Below are 12803 nucleotides of genomic sequence, written 5' to 3' on the forward strand. Positions count from 1 at the left end.
TAAATAATTTAATTTAAAATTAAACATCATGAAAAAGTTATTTTTAACCGGTATAGGTTTTTTCCTAGCGATGAGCCTAATATTTGCACAGCAAACCACCCCAGAAGAAAATGCAACTAAAGTTGTAACTGAATTGGTAACAAAGCTTACACTGAATGACGAACAAAAAACCGCGGTATCACCAATTGTATTGGATCAAGAAAAAGCGATAGCAGCTGTTATACAAGATACCACAACAACAGCAGATGTAAAAAAAGAGAGCATTACGAAGCTTCAAAGTGAATCAGATAGCAAGATCGCTCTACTATTGACAGACGAGCAGAAAGTGGCCTTTAAAAAATACATTGAGGAGCGACCTGCAGTAAGTATTCCTGCCACTCCTGCACCAACAGAACAAAAGGAAAATAACAACGAAAACAGCAATCAACAACAATAATCATTCTATTCAAATTAAGAGGAATGTATTAAACCTCTGGATATGCTTAGGCATATTCAGAGGTTTTTTTTATTCCACTACCATATAGAGTACAAAAAAAGGGTTGTCTAGATAGACAACCCTTTTTTTACTTTAACTCGATACCAATCGACATTAAGATTTCAATTTCTTCATAATGTCGCTGACATAAGTTTTAAATTTCTTGTCAGTTTCAATTAAATCCTCAACGGTTTGACATGCATAGATGACGGTTGAATGATCTCTTCCTCCGAAGAATGCGCCAATCGATTTGAGCGAAGATTTTGTGTGGCTTTTTGCTAAATACATCGAAATTTGCCTGGCCTGCACGATTTCACGTTTTCTGACCTTTGACTTTACCATATCCACAGGAACCTCAAAGTATTCGCAAACTAATTTTTGAATAAAATCCATTGAAATTTCCTTATGTGTATTCTTCACAAAATTCTTCAACATCGATTTCGCCAGCCCCAAATCAATTTCTTTTTTGTTCAATGTAGATTGAGCCAATAAAGAAACCATTGCTCCTTCTAATTCACGAACACTGTTATCGATTTGTGTTGCTACATATTCCACGACATTTTCAGGTAATTCAATGCCGTCAGAATACATCTTCTTCTTCAAAATCGCCATTCTTGTTTCAAGATCCGGAATTTGAATATCTGCAGATAATCCCCACTTGAAACGACTAAGCAAACGTTCTTCTAAACCAGCTAGATCTTTAGGTGCTTTGTCAGAAGTCAGAATGATTTGTTTTCCAGATTGGTGCAAATGATTGAATATATGGAAGAAAATATCCTGTGTTTTCTCTTTACCAGCAAAATTGTGTACATCATCCATGATGATCACGTCCATTGCCTGATAGAAATTAACAAAGTCATTGATTGTGTTATTTTTCAATGAATCCACAAACTGCTGACAGAATTTTTCACAGGACACATAAATGACCAACTTATCGGGAAGATTTCTTTTGATTTCATTACCGATAGCTTGGGCAAGGTGTGTCTTTCCCAAACCTACATCACCATAAATCATTAAAGGGTTGAATGAAGTACCTCCCGGTTTGTTTGCTACAGCATAGCCCGCAGAACGAGCAAGACGATTACATTCACCTTCAATAAAATTCTCAAATGTGTAGTTTTGATTCAATTGCGGGTCAACCTGCAATTTCTTTAATCCAGGAATAACAAATGGATTTTTGATATCTCTATTCAAAGATACCGGCACAGGAATAGATTGTCTCTTACCCTCTGCCCCATTGCCATTCGATGGAAGATTAGTCGTATAGGGATGAGAAGCTGATGACTTCTCAACTACAATATTGTATTCCAATCTACCTTGTTCTCCTAGAAATTTCTTTACGGTCTTTCGAAGAATACCCACATAGTGTTCTTCCAACCACTCGTAAAAAAATAAACTAGGTACTTGAATAGTCAAAACGTCACCCTCCAAACGGACTGCTTTCACAGGTTCAAACCAGGTCTTGAAACTTTGTGCTGGGATATTATCTTTGATAATCGAAAGACAATTATTCCAGACACTTGAATACGTTTTTTCCATTCTAAAATTGTTAATAAGTTGATTTACAATACGCGACAAAAAATATGTTGATAACTTTCTCTGAGAACGAAGATGACAAAAAAAAATCAGCTAAAAAACTAAAATATAAAATAATTAATAAAAATCTATATATCAGCTGTTTACCTTGTAAAATTGTGGAAAACTCGCGCTAAAATTGATCTCTAAAAATAATTATTAACATTCCAAATTTATTTCAAAAAAAAGAACAAAAAAAGTAGTAAACATACTACAGCTCAGTCTTAAAGGTATAGAACTAAATTAACCAAAATAAAAGCGAAATACAACCTTTAGTTCATATATTTTTAATATTAAATTTATAAGAATTTAAACTCTACTTAACAACATTACTCAACATCTTTCTACTCTATTCTGAAGCCCTTGTGAAATAAAAAAGTATAATAATTATAGGTTATTGAACAATCGTTTTTGTAACATGACAGGAAGGAAGATTCCAAAAAAACTTTTTTCAGCAAAAAAAAGGAAATCCCTTTAGAGGATTTCCTTTTTATGGTAAATTATAAGTGGCTGGATCTATCCAACCATTGTATGGGTAAATTTTCCATCACACATCTTTTTTCCCTCTTCCACAATTGCAGCAGCATCGTAATGAGAATTTCGCCATTGTGCATTCTGTTCAGCATGTTCTACAATTCGGTCAGGAATACCTAATCGTATAATCTGACTATTGTAACCATGGTCGGCCATAAATTCCAATACAGCGGAGCCTATGCCTCCCTGCAGACAGCCATCTTCAACTGTTATTATCTTCTTGAATTTTTTAAAGACTTGATGCAATAAGGCTTCATCCAAAGGCTTAGCAAATCGCAGATCATAATGCGCAGGATGTATTCCCAATTCATTCAATTGCTGTACCGCCTTGACGGCTTCATTTCCAATAGCGCCGAAGCTTAAAATAGCGAGTTCCTCGCCTTCAGTAATCACCCGTCCTTTCCCTATTTCTATTTCCGTAAATGGACGGCGCCAATCTGGCATCACCCCATTTCCTCTCGGATACCGAATGACAAAAGGTCCTTTATTAGGTAACTGTGCCGTATACATCAAGTTTCTAAGCTCTTCTTCATTCATCGGAGCAGAAACAGTCATATTCGGGACACAACGCATAAATGCAATATCATAAGCTCCATGATGTGTTGCACCATCCGCTCCCACTACCCCAGCACGATCTAAACAAAACACAACATTCAAATTTTGTAGGGCGACGTCATGGACAACCTGATCATAGGCACGTTGCATAAAGGATGAATAAATATTACAAAAGGGTAATAAACCCTGAGTCGCTAAGCCAGCACTAAATGTAACAGCATGTTGTTCGGCAATGCCAACATCAAATGCTCGGTCAGGCATTGCTTTCATCATGATATTCATCGAGGAGCCAGAAGGCATTGCAGGCGTGATACCAACAATTTTTTCATTTGCTTCAGCGAGTTCCACCATAGTATGTCCAAAAACATCCTGGTATTTTGGTGCTACAGGTTTTTCACTTGAAGATTTCTTTATCTCGCCAGTAATTTTATCAAATAAGCCTGGCGCATGCCACTTCGTCTGATCTTTTTCAGCAAGCGCAAATCCCTTTCCTTTCATTGTTACAACATGTAGCAACTTAGGACCAGGTATATGTTTAAGATCTTCAAGCGTCTTGGCCAACTTCTTTACATCATGTCCATCAACTGGACCAAAATATCTAAAGTTCAATGACTCAAAAAGATTAGCATTCTTCAATAAAGTACCTTTGATGCTTTTCTCCAGTTTTTTTACTATGCCGAGAGCATTTGGTCCCACTTCAGAGATTTTGGTCAACACAGCAGCTATATCATCCCGAAATCTATTATATCGTTTTGATGTAGTAATACTTGTTAAATATTCTTTCAGCGCTCCAACATTTGGATCTATGGACATACAATTGTCATTCAAAATCACCAATAGGTTAGATTTAGAAATACCGGCATGGTTCAAGGCTTCAAATGACATACCGCCAGTTAAAGCTCCGTCTCCAATAACCGCAATATGTTGACGATCTTTTTCTCCTTTTATTTGGGAAGCTACAGCCATGCCTAAAGCCGCTGAAATTGATGTAGAAGAATGCCCGACGCCAAAAGCGTCGTATTCGGACTCAAAACGATTGGGAAAACCCGAAATTCCGTTTTCTATGCGATTCGTATGAAATATCTCACGACGTCCGGTCAGAATTTTATGACCATAAGCCTGATGACCTACATCCCAGATCAATTGATCATAAGGTGTATTCATTACATAGTGTAACGCCACGGTTAACTCAACGACTCCCAAACTTGCTGCAAAGTGACCACCATTCACCGAAACTTGATCAATAATAAATTGACGTAATTCCTGGCTTAGTTGTTCTAATTGGTCTTCCTTTAGCTTTTTAAGATCAGAGGGATCGTTTATTTTACTTAATAGTTCTCCAGCCTCAAATTGCATAGTACTGCTATTTTACATTAAATGTTTACACAAAGTAACGACAATTTTATTTAATCTTTAAAATAAATCGCATTTCCATATTGAGCTACAACAAATAAAAGCACCAATAGTTTCTATATGAACAATTCCAAAAGATTTTATTATGTAAATTTGTATTAGATATGCAAGTAGAAGAAGGTTACGAAATCAAGCTTCCCCAATTTGAGGGACCTTTTGATTTATTACTATTTTTTATCGAGCGGGATGAATTGAACATTCATGATATCCCTATTTCGAAAATTACTGATGATTTTTTGTCTTACGTGAGTCAAATGCAGGCACTCAATATGGAGATGGCCAGCGAATTTATTTTTGTAGCCTCTACATTGATGCGTATTAAGGCGAAGATGCTACTACCTAGACCAGATCTGGATGAAAATGAAAACGAAATAGATCTTAGAGAAGACCTCGTTCAGAAACTTATCCTCTATAAGCAATTTAAAGAGGTCTGTGAAGGCTTAAAGGTAATGGAAGAAAATCGTCTCCAGTTATTTAGTAGAGGCAACATCCAATATGATATACGACAACGACTACAATTGGATGCAACAGGTGAAAACCTAGACAGCTTTGACCTCTATGGACTAATGATGATCTATGAACAAATAATGTATCAATTTCGCAATAGACCACCCGAGGTAACACATACTGTTGTGAAGTATCCCTATACGATTGAACAACAGAAAAAGGCGATAGCTGAACTTATTGAAATCAATAAGAAATTGGATTTTCAGGAGATATTGAAAAACTCAGAAAACAAGATTCAGTTTGTATATAATTTCTTGGCCATTCTAGAGATGCTCCAACAGCGTTTATTGCAGATAGAAGTAGGTCTTGGATACAATAATTTCAATGTCGAAGAGCGAGATCCGCAACAAGAAGATCTGATACTCGAAGAGGAACTAGAGCAATAAAAAATGGCTGTCAAATTAGTTTGGCAGCCATTTTTTATTGTTTCAACTAAACATTCCACTTATAACTTTTTCAAGATCTATTCGCGGAAAACTCGTTTTTTACTTTTTGGATATCTTCTTTTTAATCCTTTTTTTTGAAAGCATTCCAGCCCTGCGCTGTAATTGGATATAGATTTCCAGATTTCGAAATCATTTCACAGCCTTCTGAAGCAGCTGTCATATAGCCTATGATACTGATATCAGGCAAATTCTTAATCTTATCGTGATCTGACTGTGCTATTGTAAACAGCAGTTCATAATCCTCTCCACCATTAAGTGCTGCAACGGTTGGATCAATACCAAATTCACGTCCAGTATCATAAGTCATCTGATCCAATGGAATTTTTTCCTCATACAATCTACAACCTTTGTCAGATTGGCGACAGATATGTAGTATTTCCGAAGCCAAACCGTCCGAAATATCCATCATCGACGTAGGTATAATGCCCAATTCTGCAAATAATTCAACAATATCTTTCCGCGCTTCTGGTTTTAACTGACGTTCAACAATATAGTCTTTACCCTCCAGATCCGGCTGCACGTTAGGATTTTCTAAGTAAATATCTTTTTCTCTCTCCAGTAGCTGTAATCCCATGTATGCTGCTCCTAAATCTCCGGATACACACAATAGATCACCTTCTTTTGCTCCGCTACGATAGACGATCTTTTCTGCATCGGCATAGCCTATACTTGTTACTGATATAACGAGACCTTGTGCTGAAGCCGAGGTGTCCCCACCCACCAAATCAACATTATACTTTTTACAGGCAATCAAAGCCCCCCGATAGATCTCCTCCACCGCCTCCAATGGAAATTTGGAAGATAGACCAATAGAAAATGTAATTTGGGAGGCAATACCATTCATAGCATAAATATCACTCAAATTTACCTGTACAGCCTTATAACCTAAATGTTTTAATGGAACATATCTCAGATCAAAATGGATTCCTTCTAGGAGCAAATCAGTAGAAATTAAAGTCTTCTTTCCTTCAAAATCCAATACCGCTGCATCATCACCAATTCCTTTAATAGTAGATTTCTCGGTCAGCTCTACTGCTTTACTTATATAGTCAATTAGACCAAACTCTCCCATTTCTTCCAAATTGGTACGTTCAGTATTATCAAAATCAAACATGTTTAAAAATTTAAAAATTCAAAATATTATATTATGCATAATCAGGGCATTTCTCTCGATCCTTATCAAGATAGCTTGATTAATAGCATTATAAAATAATAATCGATATGAAAACCAATTTGTTATCATATCGATTATCATCAAAAATTATGCAAATTACTACAGTCCCAAACTTGCCGATATCTCTAACATCCGTTCAATAGGCTTTTGTGCGCGAAGTATGACATCTTCAGGAAGTAAAATTTCAGGCGATTCATATTTCAAACAATTATAAAGCTTCTCAAGCGTATTAAGCTTCATGTGAGGACAATCATTACATGCACAGGCGTTGTTCGGTGGAGCAGGAATAAAAGTCTTCTCAGGGCTTGCTTTCTGCATCTGATAAAGAATTCCAGATTCCGTGGCAACAATATAAGACTGGGCACTATCTGTCTGTGTAAACTTAAGCATTCCGGCGGTGGAACCAACATAATCTGCTTTAGCTAAAATATGGTCTTCACATTCAGGATGGGCAATAAACTTAGCTTCAGGATATTCGCTCTTGAGACGATCTATTTTATCCTGAGAAAAAATTTCATGTACCATACACGCTCCATTCCACAACACTAGATCACGTCCAGTTTTTTTCTTCACATATGCCCCAAGGTTACGATCTGGCCCAAATATGATCTTTTGGTCTATCGGAAGACTCTCGACAATTTGAACCGCATTGCTTGAGGTACATACGATATCTGAAAGCGCTTTTAATTCAGCTGTACAATTTACATAAGTAATCACCAAATGATCAGGGTATTGCTCTTTAAATTTAGCAAACAAATATGGTGGACATGAATCCGACAACGAACAACCAGCTTTAGCGTCTGGCAAAATAACTTTTTTTGTTGGTGAAAGTATCTTAGCTGTCTCAGCCATAAAATGTACTCCAGCAAACACGATCAAGTCTGCATCCGTTTTTGCTGCTTCTTGCGACAAGCCCAAACTATCCCCAATATAATCTGCAATATCTTGAATTTCAGACTCTTGATAATAGTGTGCTAAAATTACAGCATTCTTTTCTTTCTTTAATCGTTGGATTTCGGCTACCAAATCCAATGAGGGGTCAATCGGAGCATCATTATATCCTTTTGCCTGAAGCTCATAATTTACAATTTCCATGCGAGTACTTTCAACAGTTTATGAACAACAAAAATAAGCATTGTTACATATATAAAAGTCAGCAAAAAGCAAATTAATCAAATATGTAGATAGAGGAAATTAAAAATAATATAAAAATTAAAGTTAAATAATTATCGTAAAAAAACATACACCAAGAAATAACTAATTTTAAACCCTCTTAGAGTTGTATATCTAATAAATAACCAACCTATATATCCGATATCAAAAGCTCAGGGGGTTTGTTTCAGAATCTTTCCAATACAGAAAACGAATTTCTATGAATTTCTAGCCTTTTGAACGTTCTTCGGCATGTTACAAAACAAGGAAAAATATAGCAAAAACGGAAGCTTTATTTATTAACATTTTCTATTTGATCGAAATTTGCAGCCATTAGAACCCGCTATTCAAAAACGAATTTATGAAGGAAAAAAATATTGATGTCTAGGGAAATTTTGGAAGAAACTTCAAGAACCATCCCCCCTTCTAATAACTACCATATCGAGCCGCTATAGACGGTAAAAATATGTCGATTTCAAAGAGAATAGCATCCGCAAATATAAAGTCGTTTAGAATTGATTATTCCCGTGTAGGAAGTCAGCCGCGATTTTTAAAAAAATCTAAAAGACTATATTTTTAAATCAACCAGTTTTTGAGAAAATAAAAATCTAAAAAAATAGGGAAAGGATTTTCTATACACAATCCATTGTCAAATAAGGCCGCTGAGAATTGGATATTCACATACTAGCAGCTAGCGGTGAAGTTTTAAGAATACCTGAAAGACTTTATTTTAAATCAATCAGTTTTTGAAAAAATAAAAATCTAAAAAATAGGGAAAGGATTGTCTATACACAATCCATTGTCAAATAAAGCCACTGAGAATCGAATATTCACATACTAACAGCTAACGATGAAGTTTTAAGAAAACCTGAAAGACTTTATTTTTAAAAAGAGCATTTTTTAAATGCACGAATCCAAAGGGTAAAACAAGCGTAATCTAAACGCTATCCATTCTCAAATAAAGTCGCTGAGAATTGAATATCTGTCTCTATTATCAACATAATGTGCTGCAGCAAAATCTCAAAGACTTTAAATTCTCGGATAAAGTGTTTTATACCGCAGATTTCGAAAATAAAAACTTGTATTATGAATAGATCAAGACAGTCAAAAGTAGTTAATTAAATAATCCAGATCGATTTTAAAAGTTAATCGATTCCGAAAGACAAATATTGGCTATTTAGATAAAAAGTCTTTTATAATCCCGTTTTCTAATAAAATAAGAAAGTAAAAATTATATATAGAAAGCTAGGAGGTTTGTTCTATTTATAAGGTAAAAATTCAACTAAATAAAGGCCGTAGGAATAGAATATTCATAGGAAAAATCAATAAATTGGATTTTATTCAAGCCTAGCAGGCTTTGCCTATTAAACAAACCCCTTATGGATAAACTATTCGATATAATAAATAGAAAATAGGCTTATACCGGAATCTAGAACGCTCAAAAAAACTATTCCTCACATAGAAATGAATTAAGAGTTTAGAATAATGTATTCCTACTAAAGCGTCTACTAATACATTCCAATTAACTCAGAAATATATAGAAAAGATAGCCATTTCTATGCTTTCTATCAATGTAAAGGAATATCATTTAAAAAATTTCTATATAATTAAATATAAATAATATATAAAATTATATTACAATAACAATACCAATATAATTTAAAATAGTATAAAATATCATTATAATTAACTATTGTAACTTCTAAAGTCTCTTATAGGTTCTAAGAATTTAATAATCTATAGCCATCAATCCTACAATAAAAATAATCCAATCATAAAGCCTTTAGAACCCATTTTTTGGCACAAATAAACTCTTTTAGAATTGACCAAATTTAATACTTTAGAAAGTATATAACTCTATTGCATTCATAGAGACTTTATTTTAAAAATAAACTCCTTGAGATTGCCATAAAAAATATACAATATTTAATAGTGGCATTCATTAAAAGCTAAAGCACTTAAATTTTCCATTTCCAAAAATGCCCAATCGATACTGGGTCGCAAATATAGTAAGAATGTTCATTTCTCAATAAATTTTTTTAAAATAACACAATCGCACTCAATTTCATTCTTCTACTATGAAATTATGCTCGGATCATCAAATACGCGGGGTTATACAATTCGATTAGCATATTTCAAATACCATTTAGAATCTATTAGCAATTTTTAAAAAAAATCCAATGGAAAATATTCAATTCTAATCGCTTCTATTTTACAAAAATTTATAATAAAGCCGCTGAGAATAGCATAAATACCAATAAATACTCCAAAAATTTGAATATCTCAAAGAAATCGCTAGTAGATCGCCATTAAATAGGTTTTTTCAAAATTTTCAATCCTATAAAACTACTTTTTTGAAAATAGTCGATCTCAAAATAAATTCTGCTTGTCTTAAAGCCAGTAGGAATCCAATAAAACGTCAAAAGTATACTAACGAATCCTTTATTTGATTCTGAGACTGTGCAAAATTTCAAATTTCAAAATATAGAAATCTCCCAAAATTACGTTCGAAAATTCGATAAAAAGTCCTAGCCTAAACTATTTTAAACTTAGTAAACCAAGAATATTCCAGAAAAAAATAAAATATTAAAGCGAAAACGACCTAAATAAACAAATTTTTCCATTTAAAATGAATTTAAACGCATTAAGGCTCAGATGGAATACGAATAAAGTTATCGGAAGTGAAATATACAAGTCTAATAGGCTCAAAAACGAAATTCCAAAATAAAAAGCATAAAAATGCCAACACAAACTCTTTTATAATCTCATAAAATCTTGTTTTTAAAATTTTTAAAAAAATATTCAATTCTAAAGAGCTCAAAAATCCCTCAAGAATTTAATTTCCGAAAATAAAGCCGTTTAGAATTCGATATTTCAATAGGGGAGTTAATCACTTCCAAATATCGTAACCTAAAAAGGTTTGATTCGATATTGACAAAACTAAACAAAGATTTTCGAACGTATTCCACAATCTTCTTTTTCAATAAATACTAATATTTTAAATTAAAGAATCTCTTATTGTTTATTAGGGTGTGGAAAAGTGGTATAAATTGATTTGAATCTATTTTGAATTTAGGTTTTTATAGAGTTTTCAACAATTTTTCAACAGAAATTTGCTATTAAAGAGCTGATTTTTAAAATTCTAATTTTTCTTGTTTTTTATTTTCCATACTTTTTTGTTGAATAGTTAGTGTTCGTAAAATGTGGAAATCTATCAATTTTTGTGCGGAAAAATAATTGGAATTCGTAGTGAAAGTAGGGGATTTGTGGAATGTTAAATACTTTTCATTTTTATTTAACCTTTTATTTACACGTTTTCCACATTTTTCGTTAATTTGAACCATCACTTTTGGGGATAGTTTGTGAATTTTAAAATATATGGCAGATAGAAAGGTAGATTTTTTGGTCATTGGATCAGGTATTGCCGGATTGAGCTTTGCATTAAAAGCTTCTAAATTTGGTAAAGTGTTGATAGTCACTAAGTCCAATGAGGATGAGTCTAATACAAAATATGCGCAGGGGGGAGTGGCTGCCGTTGTGGATAAGTCAGACAGCTTCGAGAAGCATATCATTGATACTCAGATAGCTGGTGATGGTTTATGTGATGTGGAAATTGTGGAAAACGTAGTTAGAGAGGCGCCGGATCGGATTGCCGAACTTATTTCGTATGGCACCTCATTTGACAAGGAGGAATCTGGGGTATATGACCTAGCTAAAGAAGGGGGGCACTCAGCTCATCGTATTCTCCATTATAAAGATATAACAGGTTACGAAATAGAAAGAGCGTTGTTGGTACAAGCACACAACGATCCTAATATTGAAATGGTTACTCATTATTTTGCTATCGATTTGATTACCCAGCATCATATGGGGGAGTATGTTGATAAGAATAGGGAAGATATTACCTGTTATGGTATCTATGCATTTGATACCTCATCGCATCTTGTAGACAAGATTTTGAGTAAGGTGACTGTCATGGCATCTGGTGGTGCGGGGCACGTGTACTCAAGTACAACTAATCCGACTATCGCTACTGGGGATGGAATAGCAATGGTTTACCGAGCGAAGGGAAAGGTGCGTAACATGGAATTTTTGCAATTTCATCCTACCTCATTATATAATCCGAAAGATTCACCTGCTTTTTTGGTTTCGGAAGCCGTTCGTGGTTTCGGAGGGATCCTTAGAAGGATAAATGGTGAGTCTTTTATGGAGGAATATGACGAAAGGGCATCTTTGGCTCCAAGGGATATTGTTGCGCGTGCTATAGATGCTGAAATGAAGAGGTCAGGTATAGATTATGTGTATTTGGATATTACACATAGAGATAAGAAGGATATTATTAAACACTTTCCAAATATTTATGAGAAATGTCTTTCTATAGGATTGGACATGGCTACAGACTTTATACCGGTCACTCCGGCTGCCCATTATTTATGTGGTGGAATTTATGTGGATGATTTTGGACGAAGTAGCATACGTAATCTGTATGCCTGTGGAGAGTGTTCATCGACTGGATTGCATGGGGCAAATCGATTGGCTTCTAATTCTTTGCTTGAAGCGCTTGTATATGCTCATCGGATCTTTTTGGATGCTACAAAATCCATTGGAGCTATAAGCCATGTTTCCGATGTCCCCGAGTGGGATGACTCTAAGACCTCCCTTTCTAATGAGGATATTTTAGTTAGTCATAATCTGCGTGAATGCCAAAAAATCATGAGTGATTATGTTGGTATTGTTCGGTCAGACTTTAGATTAGAAAGGGCACTCAAACGCCTACATTTGTTATATGAGGAAACAGAGGAATTTTATCGCAATACTCGGCTTTCTGTGAAGCTTTGTGAACTACGGAATGTGATCCAGGTCGCTTATATCCTAACCAAGTCGGCTATGCTTAGAAAAGAAAGCAGGGGCTTGCATTATACAACAGATTATCCACAGCATTCAGATATATTACAGGACACGATATTTTAGT

7 protein-coding genes are annotated in these 12803 nt (G+C 34.6%); 3 read left to right on the forward strand and 4 right to left on the reverse strand.

All coding sequences use genetic code 11. From position 1 onward, the window contains the following. The first annotated feature begins 28 nt into the window (after positions 1-28). Positions 29-436: a hypothetical protein gene (locus OGI71_RS20030; RefSeq protein WP_282251422.1), complete on the forward strand. Its 408-nt coding sequence runs from the start codon at positions 29-31 to the stop codon at positions 434-436. A 153-nt stretch (positions 437-589) separates the two neighbouring features. Here OGI71_RS20030 and dnaA read toward each other — a convergent pair whose 3' ends face one another. Both dnaA and dxs read right to left on the reverse strand, forming a co-directional pair. After that, positions 590-2014 (reverse strand): chromosomal replication initiator protein DnaA, encoded by a 1425-nt coding sequence (gene dnaA / locus OGI71_RS20035; protein WP_077436883.1) that lies wholly within the window; start codon positions 2012-2014, stop codon positions 590-592. A gap of 552 nt (positions 2015-2566) precedes the next feature. After that, the gene (dxs, locus tag OGI71_RS20040) at positions 2567-4495 is read right to left on the reverse strand and encodes a 1-deoxy-D-xylulose-5-phosphate synthase (protein WP_282251425.1); all 1929 of its coding nucleotides are present in this window, start codon (positions 4493-4495) and stop codon (positions 2567-2569) included. Positions 4496-4656: 161 nt separating this feature from the next. Here dxs and OGI71_RS20045 point away from each other — a divergent pair, with 161 nt between their 5' ends. Then, positions 4657-5445: a segregation/condensation protein A gene (locus OGI71_RS20045; RefSeq protein ID WP_282251427.1), complete on the forward strand. Its 789-nt coding sequence runs from the start codon at positions 4657-4659 to the stop codon at positions 5443-5445. A 121-nt stretch (positions 5446-5566) separates the two neighbouring features. Here the strand turns inward: OGI71_RS20045 and thiL are convergent, their stop codons facing one another. Both thiL and nadA read right to left on the reverse strand, forming a co-directional pair. After that, positions 5567-6619, reverse strand: coding sequence for a thiamine-phosphate kinase (thiL, locus tag OGI71_RS20050; protein WP_282251428.1), 1053 nt, complete (start codon positions 6617-6619; stop codon positions 5567-5569). Between the two features lie 159 nt (positions 6620-6778). Then, a complete protein-coding gene (gene nadA / locus OGI71_RS20055) occupies positions 6779-7774 on the reverse strand; it encodes a quinolinate synthase NadA (RefSeq protein WP_282251430.1) in 996 nt (331 codons plus the stop codon). Between the two features lie 3435 nt (positions 7775-11209). Between nadA and nadB the strand changes: the two genes are divergently transcribed. Then, positions 11210-12802, forward strand: a complete 1593-nt coding sequence (gene nadB / locus OGI71_RS20060; RefSeq protein ID WP_282251431.1) for an L-aspartate oxidase — start codon at positions 11210-11212, stop codon at positions 12800-12802. Position 12803 lies beyond the last annotated feature (1 nt).

Origin of the sequence: Sphingobacterium sp. ML3W (genome assembly GCF_029542085.1) — a bacterium.
Lineage (GTDB): Bacteria > Bacteroidota > Bacteroidia > Sphingobacteriales > Sphingobacteriaceae > Sphingobacterium.

Excerpts from the sequence above, each read along its gene's own strand:
- OGI71_RS20030 (WP_282251422.1), top strand. The coding sequence starts at position 29 with ATGAAAAAGTTATTTTTAACCGGTATAGGTTTTTTCCTAGCGATGAGC.
- dnaA (WP_077436883.1), bottom strand. The coding sequence starts at position 2,014 with ATGGAAAAAACGTATTCAAGTGTCTGGAATAATTGTCTTTCGATTATC.
- dxs (WP_282251425.1), bottom strand. The coding sequence starts at position 4,495 with ATGCAATTTGAGGCTGGAGAACTATTAAGTAAAATAAACGATCCCTCT.
- OGI71_RS20045 (WP_282251427.1), top strand. The coding sequence starts at position 4,657 with ATGCAAGTAGAAGAAGGTTACGAAATCAAGCTTCCCCAATTTGAGGGA.
- thiL (WP_282251428.1), bottom strand. The coding sequence starts at position 6,619 with ATGTTTGATTTTGATAATACTGAACGTACCAATTTGGAAGAAATGGGA.
- nadA (WP_282251430.1), bottom strand. The coding sequence starts at position 7,774 with ATGGAAATTGTAAATTATGAGCTTCAGGCAAAAGGATATAATGATGCT.
- nadB (WP_282251431.1), top strand. The coding sequence starts at position 11,210 with ATGGCAGATAGAAAGGTAGATTTTTTGGTCATTGGATCAGGTATTGCC.